Source organism: Ruegeria sp. CE12 (assembly GCF_056537525.1).
On record NZ_JBQFRS010000002.1, the window covers coordinates 754,336 to 774,328 of the forward strand.

Annotated in this window: 21 protein-coding genes and 1 tRNA gene; 8 read left to right on the forward strand and 14 right to left on the reverse strand. The window is 54.8% G+C overall.

The window, feature by feature from the left end; all coding sequences use genetic code 11:
• Positions 1 to 3: 3 nt before the first annotated feature.
• The 3 genes from ACR0IO_RS08605 to ACR0IO_RS08615 are packed head-to-tail and all read right to left on the reverse strand — an operon-like array spanning position 4 to position 3,031.
• Positions 4 to 261 (reverse strand): acyl carrier protein, encoded by a 258-nt coding sequence (locus ACR0IO_RS08605; protein WP_155143143.1) that lies wholly within the window; start codon positions 259 to 261, stop codon positions 4 to 6.
• A 32-nt stretch (positions 262 to 293) separates the two neighbouring features.
• Entirely contained in the window at positions 294 to 1,385 is a 1,092-nt protein-coding gene (gene lpxD / locus ACR0IO_RS08610; RefSeq protein WP_480740800.1) for a UDP-3-O-(3-hydroxymyristoyl)glucosamine N-acyltransferase, read from the reverse strand.
• Between the two features lie 35 nt (positions 1,386 to 1,420).
• Positions 1,421 to 3,031, reverse strand: coding sequence for a L,D-transpeptidase family protein (locus ACR0IO_RS08615; RefSeq protein WP_480740804.1), 1,611 nt, complete (start codon positions 3,029 to 3,031; stop codon positions 1,421 to 1,423).
• Positions 3,032 to 3,385: 354 nt separating this feature from the next.
• Between ACR0IO_RS08615 and mepK the strand changes: the two genes are divergently transcribed.
• Together mepK and ACR0IO_RS08625 are read left to right on the forward strand one after the other, a co-directional pair.
• Positions 3,386 to 3,955, forward strand: coding sequence for a peptidoglycan L,D-endopeptidase MepK (gene mepK, locus ACR0IO_RS08620; protein WP_480740805.1), 570 nt, complete (start codon positions 3,386 to 3,388; stop codon positions 3,953 to 3,955).
• Positions 3,956 to 4,412: 457 nt separating this feature from the next.
• A complete protein-coding gene (locus ACR0IO_RS08625) occupies positions 4,413 to 4,826 on the forward strand; it encodes a hypothetical protein (protein WP_480740807.1) in 414 nt (137 codons plus the stop codon).
• Positions 4,827 to 5,308: 482 nt separating this feature from the next.
• Here ACR0IO_RS08625 and ACR0IO_RS08630 read toward each other — a convergent pair.
• The 10 genes from ACR0IO_RS08630 to iscR form a co-directional block, all read right to left on the reverse strand.
• Positions 5,309 to 5,385, reverse strand: a tRNA-Arg gene (locus tag ACR0IO_RS08630).
• 75 nt (positions 5,386 to 5,460) lie between these two features.
• Positions 5,461 to 6,681 carry a cysteine desulfurase gene (locus tag ACR0IO_RS08635; protein ID WP_480740808.1) on the reverse strand — a complete coding sequence of 407 codons (1,221 nt, stop codon included), beginning with the start codon at positions 6,679 to 6,681 and terminating at the stop codon, positions 5,461 to 5,463.
• Positions 6,674 to 7,267, reverse strand: a complete 594-nt coding sequence (locus ACR0IO_RS08640; protein WP_480740812.1) for a YIP1 family protein — start codon at positions 7,265 to 7,267, stop codon at positions 6,674 to 6,676. Before ACR0IO_RS08640 ends, ACR0IO_RS08635 begins: the two co-directional genes overlap by 8 nt.
• Complete coding sequence (locus ACR0IO_RS08645; protein WP_170330352.1) at positions 7,264 to 7,749, reverse strand: YIP1 family protein; 486 nt, start codon at positions 7,747 to 7,749, stop codon at positions 7,264 to 7,266. Before ACR0IO_RS08645 ends, ACR0IO_RS08640 begins: the two co-directional genes overlap by 4 nt.
• On the reverse strand, positions 7,749 to 9,029 hold the full coding sequence (gene sufD / locus ACR0IO_RS08650) for a Fe-S cluster assembly protein SufD (RefSeq protein WP_480740815.1): 1,281 nt from the start codon (positions 9,027 to 9,029) through the stop codon (positions 7,749 to 7,751). Before sufD ends, ACR0IO_RS08645 begins: the two co-directional genes overlap by 1 nt.
• A complete protein-coding gene (gene sufC / locus ACR0IO_RS08655) occupies positions 9,029 to 9,784 on the reverse strand; it encodes a Fe-S cluster assembly ATPase SufC (protein WP_480740817.1) in 756 nt (251 codons plus the stop codon). The genes sufD and sufC overlap by 1 nt, the downstream gene beginning before the upstream one ends.
• A gap of 198 nt (positions 9,785 to 9,982) precedes the next feature.
• Positions 9,983 to 10,468, reverse strand: a complete 486-nt coding sequence (locus ACR0IO_RS08660) for a hypothetical protein (protein WP_480740818.1) — start codon at positions 10,466 to 10,468, stop codon at positions 9,983 to 9,985.
• Positions 10,469 to 10,670: 202 nt separating this feature from the next.
• On the reverse strand, positions 10,671 to 12,191 hold the full coding sequence (gene sufB / locus ACR0IO_RS08665; RefSeq protein WP_155143134.1) for a Fe-S cluster assembly protein SufB: 1,521 nt from the start codon (positions 12,189 to 12,191) through the stop codon (positions 10,671 to 10,673).
• A gap of 18 nt (positions 12,192 to 12,209) precedes the next feature.
• On the reverse strand, positions 12,210 to 13,253 hold the full coding sequence (locus ACR0IO_RS08670) for a cysteine desulfurase family protein (protein ID WP_480740821.1): 1,044 nt from the start codon (positions 13,251 to 13,253) through the stop codon (positions 12,210 to 12,212).
• Between the two features lie 58 nt (positions 13,254 to 13,311).
• Complete coding sequence (gene iscR / locus ACR0IO_RS08675) at positions 13,312 to 13,770, reverse strand: Fe-S cluster assembly transcriptional regulator IscR (RefSeq protein ID WP_170330340.1); 459 nt, start codon at positions 13,768 to 13,770, stop codon at positions 13,312 to 13,314.
• 179 nt (positions 13,771 to 13,949) lie between these two features.
• Between iscR and ACR0IO_RS08680 the strand changes: the two genes are divergently transcribed.
• The 3 genes from ACR0IO_RS08680 to ACR0IO_RS08690 are packed head-to-tail and all read left to right on the forward strand — an operon-like array spanning position 13,950 to position 16,011.
• Positions 13,950 to 14,603 carry an alpha/beta hydrolase gene (locus tag ACR0IO_RS08680; protein WP_155143131.1) on the forward strand — a complete coding sequence of 218 codons (654 nt, stop codon included), beginning with the start codon at positions 13,950 to 13,952 and terminating at the stop codon, positions 14,601 to 14,603.
• The gene (locus tag ACR0IO_RS08685; protein WP_155143130.1) at positions 14,603 to 14,848 is read left to right on the forward strand and encodes a hypothetical protein; all 246 of its coding nucleotides are present in this window, start codon (positions 14,603 to 14,605) and stop codon (positions 14,846 to 14,848) included. Before ACR0IO_RS08680 ends, ACR0IO_RS08685 begins: the two co-directional genes overlap by 1 nt.
• Positions 14,845 to 16,011, forward strand: a complete 1,167-nt coding sequence (locus ACR0IO_RS08690) for an HD domain-containing protein (protein WP_480740825.1) — start codon at positions 14,845 to 14,847, stop codon at positions 16,009 to 16,011. Before ACR0IO_RS08685 ends, ACR0IO_RS08690 begins: the two co-directional genes overlap by 4 nt.
• Positions 16,012 to 16,066: 55 nt before the next feature.
• Here ACR0IO_RS08690 and ACR0IO_RS08695 read toward each other — a convergent pair whose 3' ends face one another.
• Positions 16,067 to 16,198, reverse strand: coding sequence for a hypothetical protein (locus ACR0IO_RS08695; protein ID WP_256372778.1), 132 nt, complete (start codon positions 16,196 to 16,198; stop codon positions 16,067 to 16,069).
• Positions 16,199 to 16,404: 206 nt separating this feature from the next.
• Between ACR0IO_RS08695 and ACR0IO_RS08700 the strand changes: the two genes are divergently transcribed.
• The 3 genes from ACR0IO_RS08700 to ACR0IO_RS08710 all read left to right on the forward strand — a co-directional run.
• On the forward strand, positions 16,405 to 16,740 hold the full coding sequence (locus ACR0IO_RS08700; protein WP_170330336.1) for a DMT family transporter: 336 nt from the start codon (positions 16,405 to 16,407) through the stop codon (positions 16,738 to 16,740).
• Between the two features lie 76 nt (positions 16,741 to 16,816).
• On the forward strand, positions 16,817 to 18,634 hold the full coding sequence (gene typA, locus ACR0IO_RS08705; protein WP_155143127.1) for a translational GTPase TypA: 1,818 nt from the start codon (positions 16,817 to 16,819) through the stop codon (positions 18,632 to 18,634).
• A gap of 299 nt (positions 18,635 to 18,933) precedes the next feature.
• On the forward strand, positions 18,934 to 19,993 hold a 1,060-nt coding region (locus tag ACR0IO_RS08710), incomplete at its 3' end, for a hypothetical protein (RefSeq protein WP_480740828.1).

A 19,993-nucleotide genomic window follows, 5' to 3' on the forward strand; every position in this document is an offset into this window, starting at 1 on the left:
TTGTCAGACCTTTTCCGCAACCAGCTTTTCAATCCCGGCGATGATGGCGGCGACATTCGAAATATCGAAATCGCTGGCTGTCGGTTCATTCGCGTTGAAGGGGATCGTTATATCAAATTCTTCTTCAATGGCGAAGATGCTCTCGACCAATCCAAGACTGTCGATGCCCAGATCCTCAAGCGTGCTTTCAGGCGTGACATCGGATGGCTCCAGCACTGCCTGCTCTGCAATGATCGCGATGACGCGGTCGCTGATGCTCATAGTGATCCCCTAATTATCGCTTTGAGGATGATTTAATCGCTTGGAGGCTGTTTGAAAACAGCCTTTTTCAACGCCTCGACGTCACGTGCCATACGCGGCAGCCGGCGCTGAGCCTTATAGATGTCTGTGTGGCTTTCCATTTTTATGCCCGGATAGCCCATAATTACGCGCCCGGCAGGTACATTAGACAGGATCTTGGTTCCACCGCCAGAGATCACTCCATTGCCAATGAAAATATTATCCACGACCCCGGTTTGACCGCCCAGAACAACATTGTTTCCGATTTCAACTGAACCTGAAACGCCTGTCTGGCCGCACAACAAACAATCTTGCCCAACCCGGGTGTTGTGGCCCACGTGGACAAGGTTATCCAGTTTCGATCCGCTACCAATGCTCGTATTGCGGATAGTTCCGTTGTCGATGGTGCAGTTCGCGCCGACCTCGACATCATCACCGATTTCGACCGCGCCGAGCGAATGGATGCGCAGCCAGTTCTGAGCCTTGGCGTCTCCTTTGTCGCCCATGGTCTTGCGGACATTTTCGACGTCAGACACTTCGGGCGTAACAAAGCTAAACCCGTCACCGCCAATCCGTGCACCGGGTTGCGCAATGAAACGATCGCCAATCTGAGCCCGTGCACCGATGCTGACCATTTCGCGCAGGACCGCGTTGGAGCCCAGCTTCGCATCCATCCCGATAACGCAATGGGCGCCGATCACTGATCCCGCGCCAATTTGGGCGCGCGCGCCAACCACACTCAGAGGGCCGATTGCAACGTCGTCGCCGATATCAGCAGTCGGATCGATCACTGCCGAAGGGTGAATGCCCGGTTCTACGCCCTGCCCCCGGTCCAGCATGGCTGTAATCCCGGCCATTGCCATCCGCGGACGTGGCACAAACAACGCTGCCTCCAACCCAAGGGCCTGCCAGTCCGCACCTTCCCATAACACTGCTACGCGCGCAGTACCGGATGAAAGTGCCTCGGCGTATTTGGGCGACATTGCCATTGCCAGGTCCGTGGCCTCCGCCTCAGCCGGTTCCGCAGCACGCAGGATTGTCAGATCGGTGTTACCCTCGGCCGGGACACCGAGTGCGTCAGCGATTTGTTGAATGGTAAACTGCATGGCAAGCTTCCTTATATCAGGACTTGCCTGCGTGATTACCCCTGAACGTCAGGCAGGACCACCCCTGCTTTTTGCAGCGCTTCCCAAATTTTGCGATCCCGATCATAGACATCGCGGCGGTACTGCACCTCACCTTTGGGGCCGATATAGGCTGTCCGGTAAATCAAGTGCACCGGAACCGGCTTATCCAGGTTCACCTTGGTTTCTTTACCTGTGCTCAGGATGCGGTGGAAAAACGCTTTGGGATCTTCCTCCTGACGCGCCAGCAAAGCATACGCAAATTCGAATGGCTGCGCCAAACGAATACAGCCGTGCGAGAATGCCCGAACTTCACGCGCAAACAAGCTCTTTTGCGGCGTATCGTGCAGATAGATATTGTGCTTGTTCGGGAACATGAACTTCACCAAACCAAGTGCATTGCTCTTGCTTGGAGGCTGTCGCATGGCGAACGGAAAGTTCTTAGCTGTGAATTGGGTGAAATCCACCGCCCCTCGGTTTACCTGACGCCCCCGGCGATCGGTGATCTCGATATGACCTACCGCATTCGGATTGGCGCGCAATTTTGGCAGATATTCTTTGGTGATGATCGAGCGTGGCACGTACCAACTCGGGTTAATCACCATATGCTCCATCTCATCCGAGAATTCCGGGCTACGACGATCATGAGTGTTTTTTCCGATAACCGCACGCGTTTCGAACGTGACGCGACCGTCATCTACGATCTTAGCCGAAAAATCCGCCTGATTTACAAGGATATGGCGTTCGCCCCGTTCACGCGGCAGCCAACGTTCCCGCTCTAACGCAACGAGTACGGCTTTCAAACGATCCGAAGCCGGACGGTTAAGTTCGGTTATCGTGCCCTGACCAGCAACACCATCAGGCTCCAGGCCATGATCCCGCTGAAAATCCTTCACTGCGGACAGAAGCGTTTTATCGAAAGTCGGGCTGGCAGTCGGCCTCATATACCCCAATGAAACCAATCTGTTGCGAAGCTTAATTACATTCGGCCCACTGTCGCCCAACTCCAGCTTATCAACCGGAACTGTCGATCCCCAACCGCCTTTCGCGATCAGAGCTTCAAGCGCCATTTTCTGCTTCATAAGCGCGCGATATTGCCCGGTCTGAGGCGCCAGCTGCTGAATGTAGGCACCATCTTTAGAAGCCAAGACCGCGTTCAGATGTTCCTCGGCCGGCAGCCGTTTGACGGTGCGAACAAGGCCGGGATCAATTTGTGAGGGGCGCAACGCACCGGATTGCACGTCACGCGCGTAATTCAGGAAAACACGGCTGAGCTCAGCCTCTATCTGTCCAAGATCCCTGACCGATTTGGCATCCTGCATTTTCGAGATCAGCGACTGAACATCATATCTGGACGCTGGCAAACCGTGCATTTCAACGTTTGACAGAGCTCTGATCAGAGCCGCACGTCTGGCTGCATGTTCCGGCGTATCGCCAACCCAAACAGGTTCAAAGCCATTGTTGCGATAGAACTCAGCAAGACCAGACCCCGCCGAAGTGCTCTCGGCAACTGACATCTGGAAAGCTGTACTTTGCCCTTCATCGGTTGCTGCCGATGTAAAGGACGCTGAAACCGCAAAACAGGCGGCAAGAAGAAGACTGGTACTTGTCCGAAAGACAGACTGCATGGGATGGCCTTGAATTTTCAATAACTTGTAGTTTGCGCTGCTCGCCGAACAAATATGATTTCGGTACCTGCCCTTTGTCCATTCACAAATAGATGACTCTGACCTATCTGTCAGACGCTGATGCGCGTTTGCATCGGACGCCGGAAAAACCGTCGAAATGTGTCATAACTGTGCACACCTGTGTCATATGCGCAAGAAACTGCCGAATATTCCCCCTTGAAAACATGAGTGCGAAAGACTTCTTGGCGGATGATTCCTACTGTGTCATAAATCCCGCATCTGGGGATGGGAAAAAATTAATAGAGCGCACGTAACATCGTGTGCAGGCAGGAACAGTACGGGACGAAACATAAAATGGCCGAGAGCAGTACTTCGGGGTTGACCCGGCGTGCCCTATTGGGCGCATTTGCGGCAACAGCAGTAGTTGCAGCACCGAATTATTCCAACGCAGCGGGCTTTCTTCGTGGGGGTGGCGATATTCGTCGTATCCGCATGTATTCTGGTCGCACTGGCGAACGCATCGACATGATATATTGGGTCGATGGAAAATACATCAAGGATGCTGTCAAAGAAGTGAACCACTTCATGCGCGATTGGCGTACCGATCAGTCCAAATCAATGGATTTGCGCACAATCGACATCATGGCAGCTTCCCATAACCTGCTGGACGTAAATGAGCCTTATATGCTGCTGTCCGGCTATCGTTCCCCACAAACCAATGCAATGTTGCGCTCGCGCTCGCGCGGGGTGGCGAGAAACTCGCTGCATATGAAGGGCCAGGCAGCTGATCTACGCCTGTCTTCACGTTCAGTTTCGCAAATGGCCAAAGCAGCTATGTCCTGTCGTGCTGGCGGTGTTGGTCAGTACTACCGCTCGAACTTTGTCCATATGGATTGCGGTGTGGTTCGCAGTTGGCGCGGCTAAGAAATACAAATCGTTAACTGCCTGAAACCCCGGTGTGCCGTACCACCCGGGGTTTTGTTTTATGGATTTGTTCACTTTGGTCTGACTTAGCGCAGTTGTTTCAACCAGAACTGGTAAGTCAAGTGATTGCGGCAGATCACACAAGACCGCGTCCTGCGTCTTCATTCGGAAAAATAGTTGGTCGATGGCGCGCCTCAGAGCTCCACACGTTTCGTAGGATTTTGTTATGAGTGCAGTCTATTCCGGCTCAGAAAGTGAGATGTGAATTCGCATTTATGTTCAATCGATCCAGAAGGTTAGAACCACCGCAACATCTGGCAACCTAAGCGCGACGACTACATTGAGGCATCGCGCGGATAGCCAAAATACTGCCGCATTTCATCGATACGCCCTATATCAATGCTATTTTAAGTCGATAGGATCATAGGCCTGTCGATAAACGTACTTGGAGAGCACTATGTGTGGATATTGCGGCAGGCCATTGAATCCTGGGCTTATCGATAGTTTGAGAGACGATCTCCCGGACAATGTTGTTGCCAATGGCGATACGAACAATGCAGGAAGCACCGCTATGGTAAACGCAGTTGCGGTCGATGCCAGTGGCGGTTGGCAACTGCAGGAATTAGGAAACTTGTTCAAACTCGCTGAATCTGTAACCGCAACCAATGCATGGACTGGCAACGACGAGTTTGTATTTAACGCTCCGGCTCAGGACACCGAAAATGGCGCGTCGGCCAATGGGTTGGATCTCAGGTTGTCCAGTTTGATGGGACAAAAAAGTTCGTCATTGTCTTCACAAACCACAGAAACCCCTGAATCTGTGTTTTGGACTTTTGACACGGTCCCATCATTCGATGACTGGTTTTCCTGAGAGAACTGGCAGAAATACCCAGCACAGGCCACTCGCAATAATGCCCGACCACTTACGCCGGGTGATTGCTCTGATGGGGGGGGTAACGCCTTCTAGTCTGCACAGAACGAGCCCGAGTTTTGTTCATCGCAAATACGCAATGACTTTGACCTAGAGAAATCTGGGTTTGGCAACGTCTTCACGCTTTCATCAGTACGGCTGGCTTCTGACTCAACCCGGAACATGCCCGCAATACCGGTGTCGCGGGCTACCCATTGACTGCTGAGAGCGTTCAGCGCAATTGATCGCGACGCTATCCATTTTCGGCACAGAGCTATTAATTACAGCTGCTGTTCTTCATCTCCTAAGAAGTACTGAACCATCGCCTTAGCAGACAGTTCGCCAGATACGACCGACCAAAAAGACCGAACAAGGAATGGATGAACAAACAGCTAGTACCGGCACTCTTAAGTCACCGATAAATCACATTAATTTAGGGTATATGGCGCACCTGAGAGGATTCGAACCTCTGGCCTCTGCCTTCGGAGGGCAGCGCTCTATCCAGCTGAGCTACAGGTGCCTTGGCCGTTAGCTAACCCTGATACGATCCGGGTGCAACTGAAAATCTGCTCCTGATGCCAAGCTTTTGGCAACATCAGGCGAACAGATCATGGGCAAGCTCCAGTGCGTCGATCAGCGTATCGACCTCATCTGTTGTGTTGTACAGACCAAAGCTGGCGCGGCAGGTGGCCGTCACTCCCAGATGATCCATCAGTGGCCCGGCGCAATGGTGACCAGCACGAACCGCTACGCCTTTTTTGTCGAGAATCGTAGAAACGTCATGCGCATGCCCTGCCCCGTCCAAAGTGAAGCTGAAGATTGCAGCTTTGTTCGACGTCGTTCCCTGAACCTGTAGCCAGTTCAGCCCGGTGAGGCGCTGCATCGCGTAATCACGAAGTGAAGATTCGTGCGCGGCGATGTCATCCATCCCGAGCTCCATCATGTAATCAAGCGCGACACCCATCCCGATGGTTTGCACGATGCCCGGCGTACCAGCTTCGAACTTCATTGGCGGGTCGTTGTAGATGACCTGGTCTTTGGACACCTCCTTGATCATGTCCCCGCCGCCAATGAAGGGGCGCATCTCGGCCATACGCTCGGATTTGATGTAGATCGCACCAGACCCGGACGGACCGTAAAGCTTGTGTCCGGTGATCGCATAGAAATCGCAGCCAATATCCTGAACGTTGACCGGCATATGCACCGCGCCCTGGCTACCATCCACCAGAACCGGCACACCTTTGTCATGCGCGCCCTGCGTGATAGCTTTGACGTCCACAACAGTGCCCAGGACATTCGAACAATGGGTGACCGCAACCAGTTTGGTTTTCGGCCCGATCGCATCAATCACTGCTTGCGGATCCAGGCTGCCATCGGCGTCAACATCGACCCACTTCAATACAATGCCCTGCCGTTCCCTAAGAAAGTGCCACGGGACGATGTTTGCGTGATGCTCCATCACGCTGAGTACAATCTCGTCCCCCGCTTCCATGCGGGGCATGGCCCAACCATAGGCAACCAGATTGATACCTTCAGTTGTACCCGAATTCAGGACAATCTCATCCTCGTTGGAGACACCCAGAAAACGCGCAACGGTTCCGCGCACGGATTCATACTTCTCAGTAGCGAGGTTGGACAGATAGTGAAGCCCTCGATGAACGTTCGAGTACTCATGTGCATAAGCATTCGTCACCGCATCAATCACCACTTGTGGCTTTTGCGCTGATGCGCCGTTGTCGAGATAAGTCAACGGCTTGCCGTTAACCTCTCGTGACAGGATGGGAAAATCGGATCGGATCTTCTGAACGTCATACATGGGCGGGGATTCCCAGCATTGGTCCCCCAACGAGGGACAACAGGATAGTGATAACAACGGCGATAGCCAACGCCGAAAGAACGAGAACACCAAGCGCCTTGAGCGGAGATCCAAAGCGATGGGCCTGATCGATGAAGTGGACCGTGATGTAAAGGCCCAGCAAGAAAGCTGCAAAAGCCAGAATGTCCAACAGCCCGGGAAGGCTGATCAGCAACAACAGACTGAAGGCCTGAACGGCGACACGCAGAAACTGAAGCCAGACCATCAGTATCATGATGTCATTGAAAGACCCTTTGCCGCCCATCTTTTGGCCAACCTGATAGAATGCGGCGATGCTGACGACCAGCCCTCCGCCAACCACGGCGATATACAGGGTGATTGATCCGGCCAGATCCTGCATATCAGGGTCGCTTACGGGGTATAGGACGTTTGACAGAACCTGAAGCAAGGTGTTCAGAACAACGGCAAGCGCCAAAGCCACCCAGAGCGCCTCGCGGTTCATATTCAGAGTCAACAACCTCCGCGCAGCTTCGGCGGGGTCTTTGACTGTCAGCAAAGCCAGATTACCCAATACGGCGACATTCATGCGGCAGGCCCTTGTGCTTGTCTGAAACCGGAGAACCAGAACCACACAAAAACCACAACCCACAAAAGACCCGCAGCCGTTTGTGCCGGTCCCGGTCCGATAAATCCGGCGATCAGGCCATTCAGCAGAACTAAGGGCGCTGAGGCCAAGAGCGCCCAGAACAAAGCAAGCCGGGCGCCATAGGATGTGCTTTTGCCTCCTACAAGCTTCGCCCCGAGATACGAAATCCAAGCCAGAAAATAGAACATCAACGGCAGGATGAAGACCGATCCCAGTAGCGCCCCACCCAAGAGCATGTTGAGTTCAAGGTTCTCAAGATGGGCGCGCCGGGCCAGACCGGGCAACTGAGCGATAAAGCCAACCACGCAGAACGCCATCACAAACGCCAGCGCTCGATCTTCGCGTGGCCCCATATCCAACAGGCGCCGCACCACACGGCCCGGCCCCCGATATGTGGCCACGATATCTGTGGTAACAGGCATTAGCCGCGCCGCGCCAGCCAGCCTTCCAGGCGCGTCACGATGTCTTCGGCCAAAGACTGATCTTCGATCTCATCCACGGCTTCTGCCAAAAACGCCAGCGTCAGCATATTTGTGGCGTCTTTCACGGGAACACCGCGCGAGCGCAGATAGAACAATGCTGTCTCGTCGATCGCGCCCGAGGTGGAACCGTGTGAGCAGGCAACATCATCGGCGTAGATCTCGAGTTCAGGCTTGGCCAGGAACTGACTGTCATCATCCAGAAGCAGCGACTGGCTGATCTGATAACCATCTGTTTTCTGGGCACCTTCTTTCACAAGGATCTTGCCCTGAAACACACCGGTGGCACCGTTGCGCAGAACCTTCTTGAACACCTGCCGGCTTTCGCAGTTCACCGCATCATGGGTGATGAAAACCGTATCGTCGTGATGAAAGTCGCCATCTCCGACGCAAGCGCCTGCAACATGGGCGATCGCATCGTCGCCCGTCAGCTCGACCACTTGTTCGTTGCGTGTCAGCACACCATTCACGGTAAGTGTAAATGATTTATAGACCGACTCTTTACCCAGTCGTGTAAACATATGTGTTGCAGCACGGCGCTGATGATCGCGGCCCTGCGCTCGCACATGATGCAATGCACCACCGTCAGCAATATCAATTTCCATGCACTTGTTGAAACGAGATGCAGCTGGACCATTTTCGAGGATCGTAACTTCGGCACCACTTTCCACGCGGACGATATGGTGCAGGATCGCATCCGATGTTTCCGATGCATGACGGTATATCAGGCTGATCGGCTTCGACGGTTTACCTGTCACATGGATCGCAACACCATCGGTGGCAAAAGCAGTATTCAGCGCTGCCAGCGGGCGCTCGACCGGTGATTGACCACGAGCTTCCAGTACTCCGTAAAGCTCTTTAGCCCAATGGATGTCCTTGCAGCAAATATCCTCAAGACGATCGATGCTCACGCCTTCCAGCGACAAATCATCTGAGGCCTCGGCATTGAACACACCATCGATGAAAACGATCTTCAACCGGTCAAATCCATCGAACATCATGGGTTCGTCGGATTTGAACAAGGCAGCCGGAGTAGCTTCTAGGGACACCAGAGTATCGGGATGTGTGTACTTCCAGTACTCGTCCCTGCGGCTCGGCAAGCCCATTTCACGAACACGTGCAAGCGCTGCTTCGCGGGCAGCGCGCGTGCAACCGGCTTCGGGCAGGCTCAGCGATGCCAGCCGAGCCTCAGTCGCGTTTTGTTTGACTTCGGGCAAGGCCATCAGTTCACCTCAGCAAGGATGTCGGCGTAGCCGTTGTTTTCAACCTCAAGCGCCAGATCAGGACCACCAGTTTTGACGATGCGACCATCTGCCATGATGTGCACAACGTCCGGTTTAATGTGATCCAGCAGGCGCTGATAGTGGGTAATGACGAGGAAGCCACGGCCTTCGTCACGCAATGCATTTACACCTTCGGCCACTAGTTTCATCGCATCGACATCCAGACCCGAGTCTGTCTCGTCCAGAATGCACATCTTGGGCTCAAGCATCGCCATCTGAAGAATCTCGTTGCGTTTCTTTTCACCGCCCGAAAAGCCAACATTGACCGGACGCTTGAGCATGTCAGCGTCGATCTTCAAGGATTTGGCCTTTGCGCGAACTTCCTTGAGGAAATCTGTCGCAGACAGTTCTTCTTCTCCACGCGCCTTGCGCTGGGCATTTACGGCTGTGCGCAGGAAGGTCATGTTGCCAACGCCGGGAATTTCAACCGGGTATTGGAAAGCAAGGAAAACACCCGCTGCCGCGCGCTCTTCCGGTTCCATCTCCAGCAGGTCTTCCCCGTCCAGAGTCGCTGAACCTTCAGTGACTTCATAGCCGTCACGCCCGGACAGCACGTAGCTAAGCGTCGACTTACCTGAACCGTTCGGCCCCATGATCGCGTGCACTTTGCCAGCTTCGACAGTCAGGTCGACGCCTTTGAGGATTTGCTTGTCTTCTTCCTCAAGTTTCACGTGCAGGTTTTTGATTTCCAGCATTTTTTCCTCACATACTTCGATGCCGTCTGATTTGGCGGCTTTATCTGATTGATTTCTGCAGGCCCGGGCCGTCACATCTCTGACCGAGATGTGACGGCCGCAGCAGAAACCATTGGTTTGAACGAATCTTGTCAGTTACAGCGCCATCGGCTGGCATCTGCAGATAAGTGTCAGTGATCGGCTCTGAGCTATTCTCGATCAGTCGAAGGCGATCACTATACTGAACAGTCGGATACTTGATGGTTCGGTTTGCTTTTTCACCATTTCCACCCAGTCTGGCCCATACACCTGCTCGAACGAGTCTGGGTAGGCCCAGACGGCATTGTGGAACGTGAACGTGGTTGCCATCATCGCCAATGCACTTGTCCGTGCGAATTCTTTCTGCCTGCCGTTCAACAGGAACGAAATCAGAAAGATCGCGGCCATGGCCAGAACAATACTGATCAGATCCTGAGAACCGGCTTTTGGATCGCCCGGCACGCCGATCATCTGAAACTGGATATAGCGCGAAAGGAAGACCGCTCCGACCCCCAGCAGAAACGCTCCGATGAATGAAATCGGATATGAAAGGCGATGCCAGATGGTGTCCCCGGACCGTCGAGATGTGCCTTTTGACGCTTCCTCCGCCCGGGCATTGATGCGTTCGACGCGTGATTGGAAGGCTGACTTTTGTTCTTCTATCATCGACGCGTCTACCAAATTCACAAACTCTATATCCGCGTCTGGATACCAAGCGTTGGAACGGCAGGCAAATCACCATTTTAGGGTGAGCCAACAATTGCTTTTGCAATGCTGGCGCGACTCCGCCCGGCACTGCGCAAGCCACCGTGTGGACAGCCGAACGCGGCGCAGAGCCAGTTATGGTCCGGGTGTCCAACATAGCGAATTAGCCTACAGATCCTTCAAGACTGATGGCGACCAGTTGCTGGGCTTCCATCGCAAACTCCATCGGCAATGCCTGAAGGACGTCTTTGCAGAACCCGTTGACGACCAGTGCCACGGCCTCTTCCTCGTCCATACCGCGCTGGCGGCAATAGAACAGTTGATCATCGTCAACTTTCGAGGTTGTGGCCTCGTGTTCCACCCGGCTCGAGTTATTCTTTACTTCAATGTAAGGCACCGTGTGGGCACCGCATTTGTCGCCGATCAACAGCGAGTCACACTGGGTATAGTTGCGGCTGTCCTTGGCTTTGGGGTGCATCGACACCAGCCCGCGATAGGTGTTCTGCGCTTTACCGGCACTGATGCCTTTCGAGACAATCCGCGACTTGGTGTTCTTACCCAAATGCACCATCTTGGTGCCGGTATCAGCCTGCTGATAGTTGTTGGTAATGGCGATCGAGTAGAATTCACCCTGGCTTTCATTGCCGCGCAATATGCAGGACGGGTACTTCCAGGTCACCGCAGAACCAGTCTCGACCTGTGTCCACATCACTTTGGATCGATCACCCCGGCAATCGGCGCGCTTGGTCACAAAGTTGTAAATGCCGCCTTTGCCGTTTTCATCCCCGGGGAACCAGTTCTGAACCGTCGAGTACTTAACCTCGGCATCTTCCTCGATAATGATCTCAACCACAGCTGCGTGCAGCTGTGCTGTATCCCGCTGTGGTGCCGTACAACCTTCGAGATACGAAACGTAAGACCCCTTGTCGGCGATGATCAAAGTGCGTTCGAACTGACCTGTGTTTTCCGCGTTGATACGGAAATAGGTGCTCAGTTCCATCGGGCAGCGCACGCCCGGCGGTACGTAGACAAATGATCCATCCGAGAACACAGCAGAGTTCAGGGTTGCATAGAAGTTGTCAGAAACAGGAACCACAGATCCCAGATACTTTTTAACAAGTTCCGGATGCTCACGGATCGCTTCCGAGATCGAGCAGAAAATTACGCCATGCTTCTTCAGCTCATCCTGGAAAGTCGTACCGACCGACACAGAGTCAAATACTGCGTCCACAGCAACCTTGCGGCCCTCTGCGGGTGCATCCTCTGCACCTTCCACACCAGCCAGAATCATCTGTTCTTTCAGCGGGATACCAAGCTTTTCGTAAGTCGCCAGTAGCTTGGGATCGACTTCATCCAAAGATTTCGGTTTCTCCTCCATCGATTTTGGACGGGCATAGTAATACTGGTCCTGAAAATCGATCTTCGGATAGTGAACCATGGCCCAGTTCGGTTCTTCCTTCTGGGTCCATCGTTCGAACGCTGCAAGGCGCCACTCGGTCATCCACTCGGGTTCGTCGTTTTTTTCTGAGATCAGGCGAACGATATCGGGGTTTACGCCCTTTGGCGCATACTCCATCTCGATATCGGTATCCCATCCGTATTTATAGGTTCCGACCTCGCGCACCGCATCAACGGTTTCCTGATCGACACCTTCTTTTACCTGGGTCTGGTCCAAAGCGGCCATGACTCACCCTCCGTCAGATCACGCGGCGCGCGCGCGATGCTTTTTCTCTTTCTCAAGCCACGTTTCCGCGAAACGCAGCACATCTTCTTCGGTCGTCTGAGAGCCCAGCGAAACGCGGATCGCGCTGGCTGCTGTCACCTCATCATATCCCATCGCGGTCAGTACCGCGCTGGCCCGGACCTTGCCGCTGGAACATGCTGAACCTGCACTGATCGCAAATCCGGACAAATCCATCTGCATCACTTGTGTTTCACCCTTCCACCCGGGAGTCGTAAAACACAAAGTGTTCGGGAGGCGATCCTGACCTTTCCCGACAAAAATAGTAGCTTTAGAACCGGCCTCAAGGGCCTTTTCTAGAATATTTCTAAGTTCTGCAACCTTTTCCCAAACGCCATCAGCCAAATCCCGGGCAGCCACTTCAGCTGCAGCACCGAACCCTGCAATTCCAATGACATTTTCCGTACCCGAACGACGCCCCATTTCCTGGCCACCGCCCTTGATCTGAGCGGCCAAGTCGGTTCCACGCCTCATCACGACAGCGCCAACCCCTTTGGGACCACCCAATTTATGGGCGGAAATCAATGCCATCTGCGCTCCCAGCCAGTTGAAAGCCACTGGCAGTTTCCCAAAGGCCTGCGTCGCATCCGTCACTGCGACGCCTTGCGGTAGCTTTTGGATGATTCCAGTCTCTGAATTTGCAAGCTGAAGCGTCGAATCCTCAGGGTCAGGCATATCGACCAACCCAAGATTTGAAACTGAAAGATCTTCGACAGACCAAGCCCTTACAGCATCATGCTCAACAGCCGAGCCATGCAGGTTACGCCCAGCCATTGTCAAAGCGGCACCCTCGGTAGATCCGGATGTAAAGACAATGTCGGCTCCATCCGCGCCAAACGCTGAAGCAATCTGTGCCCTGGCCTTTTCGACCACTGCCTTGGCTGCCCGACCTTCGGCATGAACAGAAGACGGGTTACCACACACTTCCATGGCAGCAATCATTGCGGACCGCGCTTCGGGTCTGAGCGGCGTCGTAGCGTTATGATCCAGATAAACGCGATTCATAGATGCATCTTTTCCTGCGAAAAACCTGTCCGGACTTTATGCTCAACCTCTAAACTCATCAGTCATCAACGACCGAAAACAGGTTGGGCACCGCAGGACATGGCGCAAGATCGTTCTTGATCACATCAGACAACCGTGTCTGATGCAGGAAAACATAGACATGAGCACTGAGGCTCTCCCACAAACGATTGGTCAGCGATTGCGCCCGGCTGCCCGATGATCCACCTGAGGCACCAGCCCCCTTGTGCATTGCATCAACGGTCTCATCAACGGCAGCCAGAATCTCGACCACGCGAATCTCGGACGCCGGACGCGCAAGCCTGTAACCGCCACCCGGTCCGCGCACAGAAGCAACCAACTCGGCGCGGCGAAGCTTAACGAACAACTGCTCGAGATACGGCAGGGAAATATCCTGACGTTCGGAAATTTCACCCAATGTGACCAGCGAATCTGAAGGCTGTAGCGCGATATCGGCCAGTGCGACCATCGCATAACGACCCTTGGTCGATAGCTTCATTTGTCTTCCCTCGTGGCAAGTATCGCGCGAAAACATTGACGCCGCCGCAGCCAGTGCGTATCTCCCACTGACAGCGTCTTCACGCTATGTATCGTAATTAGAACCGTTCTAAGGTGCCTGACGGATATCGTCAAGTATATCCCGGGGCCATAAGAGAAAAAGACAGGACCAAAGCACACATGCCCGAGGTGATTTTTCCCGGACCCGAAGGCCGTCTGGAAGGCCGCTACCACCCGCAAAAGGAAAAAGACGCACCGATCGCCATCGTGCTTCACCCGCATCCACAGTTTGGCGGGACCATGAACAACAAGGTGGTCTACAATCTGCACTATGCGTTCTACAACATGGGCTTTACCGTGTTGCGCTTTAACTTCCGCGGCGTTGGCCGCAGTCAGGGTGAATACGATCAAGGCGTCGGAGAGCTGAGCGATGCCGCTTCGGCGCTCGATTACCTGCAGTCGATGAACAACAACTCCAAGCATTGCTGGGTTGCCGGTTTCTCGTTTGGAGCGTGGATCGGAATGCAATTGCTGATGCGTCGCCCTGAAATTACCGGTTTCATCAGCGTCTCGCCGCCAGCGAACATGTACGATTTTTCATTCCTGGCACCCTGCCCGTCATCCGGCCTGATCATCAACGGATCAGCAGATCGCGTGGCACCGCCCGCCGATACCACCACTCTGGTCAGCAAGCTGCATGAGCAAAAAGGTATCACGATCACGCATACCGAAGTCGAAGGCGCAGACCACTTCTTCCAAGATCGTCACATGGACACATTGATCGATCACACCACGGAATATGTGAAGCGTCGTCTGACAGAGAACACACGCTGATGTCGGACACCATCACAACCCTGGCCTCGAAACTGGCCGAGGACACGATGAAAGTGATGGATGAAACCGGACAGGACCGGTTTTACGTCGAAGTCGGTGAACTGCTGGGCGCGTCCTCGCAGTCTCTTGAAGAGGCGTATCTGACCGAGATTCGCGTACGTCTGGCCGAACGCAAGGCCAGACAATTCGTAATCAAGCGGTTGTCCGACCATCGCTCAAAACTGAAGGCCATAGAAAAACAATGAATGACCGTTTGCCTGCACAGATCGCTTTCCTGAAACAGGCAGACAAACTGAAATCGGTCGAGCGGGCGAATGTCCTGCTCGATCAATCCCGACCCGAGAACTCTGCCGAACACAGTTGGCACCTGACCCTTTGGGCGCTGGTCATGGAGCCGCTTGCGGAGAAAGATGTCAGTATCAACCGGGTCATTCAGATGCTGCTGCTTCATGATCTGGTCGAGATCCTGGTGGGTGATCACCCAATCCATCTGAAAACTGATTGGCAGGCCGTTGCACTGGCTGAAAACAAAGCCGCAGAAGAGTTGTTTGGCATTCTCCCCGAGGATCAAGCGATTGCGTTTCTAAACCTCTGGCGCGAGTTTGAGGAAGACAAAACATCAGACGCCCGCTTTGCCAAAATTCTGGATCGTTGCCAGCCACTGTTTCAAGTACTGTGCGCCGGTGAGCCGCGCCCTGATCATCTGGACGTTGTGCAGAGCAATCTGGATGGTGGACGCGCCGCCTATCTCGAATACGCTTTTCCATATGCCTATGGGCACGCCCGGCAGATGTATTCCGGGGATACGCCGACAGATACTAATCTGTTTACTCAACGGCTTCCGTTTCTCACAGAAGCCGATCAGCTAAAGTCTGTACAGCGCGCTTCACGTTTGCTGTCCGGTGACCGCTTTGAAAACTCGGCCGAGCATTCATGGCACATCATGCTGCATGCATGGGTTTTGGCGGAATACGCAGAACCCACGGTTAAAACTGACCGGGTCCTCAAAATGCTACTGCTGCATGACATTGTAGAAATCGATGCAGGCGACCATCCGATCCACGGGCAGGTTGATCACGCAGCCCAGGCCGCCAAAGAAGAAGCTGCTGCATCGCGATTGTTTGGCATGCTTCCTGCGGATCAATATGAAGAGTTTCTAGCCTTGTGGCATGAATTTGAGGCCGCAGAGACGCCTGATGCCCGGTTCGCCAAAGCAGTTGACCGAATTCAAACACCGATTGCCAATCTGGAAACGGGCGGCGGATCGTGGATCGATTACGATGTAACCTTGGCACAGATTGAGAGCCGGGTTGGAACATCTGTACACCGGGGCTCACCAAAACTTTGGGCGTGGCTCAGGCCGCAGCTTGAGGATTTTTTCTCAAACTCAAAAACCGCTGCCAGTTAGTTTCAGAATAGAAAAAGAGGCCCGAAAGCCTCTTTATCCTTTACCCGGCAGACGCCTAAACCGCTGTATCATCAAACCGTTCAACCATCTGGGCTGCATCAATTTCGACGGACCCCCCGCCAGCAAGCCACCCAAGCGCCACAATAAGAGCCGAAGCAAAAATGACGTATTTAGCAAATTTCGTCATGACAAACACTCGTTAAACTTAAAATCAAAAACATTTAAATAGTAACATAACTCCCCCAGCCCACATAGTCGGGATTACCTGACCTACGGAAGACACCTTCAGGTATGTGGTGACAGAAAGCGATCAACCGGCAAACGAATCCGCTTGCTCAACATTTCGTTTTCGTGCTCAAGCTTGCGCGAAAATCAGCGAGAAGGTTCTGCCCGGTGCCAAAAGCTTATCTGATCCTATTGCTGGCTGTTGTTGCTGAAACCATTGGAACAACAGCCCTTCAGGCAAGCCAGCAATTTACCCGCTTCTGGCCATCTGTCCTTGTTGTATTTGGCTATGGATGCGCTTTTTACCTGATGGCTCTCACACTCAAGGTCATGCCGGTTGGCATCGTCTATGCGATCTGGTCAGGTCTGGGAATTTTCCTCATCGCATTGATTGGATTTATCGTTTTTGGACAAAGGCTGGATTGGCCAGCCGTATTCGGCCTGACAATGATCATGGCCGGAATTCTGGTTATTCACCTGTTTTCGAAGACAGCAGGTCACTGACCGCCGGTTAGGGCTGGTATATTTGTTCGCGTCGCGTTATGCGCGCGGCAACTTCCCGTTCAAAGGCTGACCTCTCATGGACCTGCGCAATATCGCAATCATCGCTCACGTTGACCACGGCAAGACGACTTTGGTCGATGAGCTGCTTAAACAATCCGGTGCATTCCGGGAAAATCAGGCCGTGGCCGAGCGCGCCATGGACAGCAACGATCTTGAGCGTGAGCGCGGCATCACCATTCTGGCCAAGGCGACTTCGGTCGAATGGAAAGGCACGCGCATCAACATCGTCGACACGCCCGGTCACGCCGACTTTGGCGGCGAAGTAGAACGCATTCTCAGCATGGTCGATGGTGTTGTACTGCTGGTGGATGCTGCCGAAGGTCCGATGCCGCAAACCAAGTTCGTAACCTCCAAGGCACTGGCGCTGGGCCTGCGTCCCATCGTGGTACTGAACAAGGTCGACAAGCCTGACGCCGAACCTGACCGCGCGCTGGACGAATGTTTCGACCTGTTTGCGAACTTGGGGGCCGACGATGACCAGTTGGACTTCCCTGCCATGTACGCCTCGGGCCGTTCGGGCTGGGCAGATATGGAGCTGGACGGACCGCGCAAGGACCTGACCGCCCTGTTCGATCTTGTCGTCGATCACGTTCCTGCCCCGAAACAGGCCGAGAAGAAAGACGAACCCTTCCGTATGCTGGCCACCACACTGGGCAGCGACCCTTTTATCGGTCGCATCCTGACCGGCCGTGTCGAAAGTGGTACGCTGAAAGCCGGTGACAGCCTCAAGGCGCTGAGCCGCGACGGCACGCTGATCGAGAATTTCCGCGCGTCAAAGATCCTGGCCTTCCGCGGCCTGGCGCAACAGCCCATTGACGTGGCCGAAGCGGGTGACATCGTCACCATCGCAGGCATGAGCAAGGCAACCGTAGCCGACTCGTTGGTCTCGCCGCAGGTCGAAGAAGCCCTGCCCGCCCAGCCAATCGATCCGCCGACCATCACCGTGACCTTCGGTATCAACGATTCTCCTTTGGCCGGTCGTGACGGTAAAAAGGTTCAGTCGCGCGTCATCCGTGACCGCCTAATGAAAGAAGCTGAATCGAACGTCGCGATCCGCATCACCGACACTCCGGGCGGCGAAGCCTTCGAAGTCGCTGGCCGTGGTGAATTGCAGATGGGTGTTCTGATCGAGAACATGCGCCGTGAGGGCTTTGAGCTCAGCATTTCGCGTCCGCAGGTTCTGTTTCGCGAGGAAGACGGACAGCGTCTGGAGCCCATCGAAGAAGTCACAATTGATGTGGACGACGAATACTCGGGTGCGGTTATTGAAAAGATCACCGGCGCCCGCAAAGGTGAACTGGTCGAGATGCGCCCCGCTGGCGCCGGCAAAACCCGCATCATCGCGCATGTGCCTTCACGCGGCCTGATCGGCTATCACGGTGAGTTCCTGACCGACACCCGCGGCACCGGCGTTCTGAACCGCGTCTTCCATGGTTGGGCGGCACACAAGGGCCCTATCCCGGGCCGTCGTGCAGGGGTTCTGATCTCGATGGAAAATGGTCAGGCTGTCGCCTACGCCCTCTGGAACCTCGAAGAGCGTGGTCGCATGTTTGTTGGCCCGCAGACAGATGTCTATCAGGGCATGGTCATTGGCGAGCATTCGCGTGACAACGATCTGGAAGTGAACCCCCTGAAGGGCAAGAAACTGACGAACGTACGCGCAAGCGGATCTGACGACGCAGTAAGACTCACTCCGCATGTCCAGTTCTCGCTGGAGGAAGCAATCGCCTACATCGATGACGATGAGCTGGTTGAGGTTACACCCAATGCCATTCGTCTGCGAAAGCGGTTTCTTGACCCCCACGAACGCAAGCGCATGGCTAAATCAGCCTGATTTAAGGCAATTTCATGCCGGACAGTTTGGAAACAATGGCACACCTGTGACATTTTTTCATCCATTCTGAAAATGATCAGAAACCGAAGGCCTGCCGCTACGTCAGGTCTTCTTTCTGATTTCTATGAATAATCTACTTATAGGTGAGTCAACTTTAACGGAATCCCTCAAGTACGCCCTTGTAAATCCGGCCGGACAAAGGTGTATTTATGTCCAAAGTGTGACGTTGTTCATAAACACCGATGGTTTAACGGTGCATAAGGCAACGGAGTAAGTAAAGAGTTTCAAGGAGAGGCGCTATGCGCATCAAACCGCGTTTGTTATCTTTCGTTTTTGCTTCCGCGACATTTCCCCTACTGGCCGGTGGTGCAACACAAGCAGCCGAGAAATGTACGGTTCGAACAGCTAAGCAATCAGTTTCAACCGAATCGCTCTGCGCATGTACAGTCGTTGACGCGCGTATGTTGCGTTACATTCAGCGGCGCGCTGACTTCGAGGACATTCTTGCCCGCACCTTGAAAACCTGCCCGGGCTTTGCAGCGGTGCTCACCGACTTTCCAACAGCAACAGTTTCAGCGACCGATCAGCGGTCTGGTGACGGCCGTGCGAACGAAGATGATGAAGATGTTGTTGGTAGCGGCACCGGTGGTGGAACTGGCGGCAGTGGTTCGGGTGGCAGCGGCTCTGGCGGCAGCGGCTCGGGTGGAGGCTCCGGTGGCAGCGGTGGTGTAACTCCAACTGGCGGCGGCAGCGGCGGTTCTGGCGGCAGCGGTGGTTCCGGCGGCAGCGGTGGTTCCGGCGGCAGCGGCGGTTCCGGCGGCAGCGGTGGTTCCGGCGGCAGCGGTGGTTCCGGCGGCAGCGGTGGTTCCGGCGGCAGCGGTGGTTCCGGCGGCAGCGGTGGTTCCGGCGGCAGCGGTGGTTCCGGCGGCAGCGGCGGTTCCGGCGGTAGCGGCGGTTCCGGCGGCAGCGGTGGTTCCGGCGGCAGCGGTGGTTCTGGCGGCAGCGGTGGTTCTGGCGGCAGCGGTGGTTCTGGCGGCAGCGGTGGTTCTGGCGGCAGCGGCGGTTCCGGCGGCAGCGGTGGTTCCGGCGGCAGCGGTGGTTCCGGCGGCAGCGGTGGTTCTGGCGGCAGCGGTGGCTCTGGTGGCGACGGCGGCGGCTCTGGTGGCGATGGCGGCGGCTCTGGTGGCGATGGCGGTGGCTCTGGTGGCGATGGCGGTGGCTCTGGTGGCGATGGCGGTGGCGGCGATGGCGGCGGCTCCGGTGACGGTGGTGGCGGCGATGGCGGCGGCTCCGGTGACGGTGGTGGCGGCGATGGCGGCGGCTCCGGTGACGGTGGTGGCGGCGATGGCGGCGGCTCCG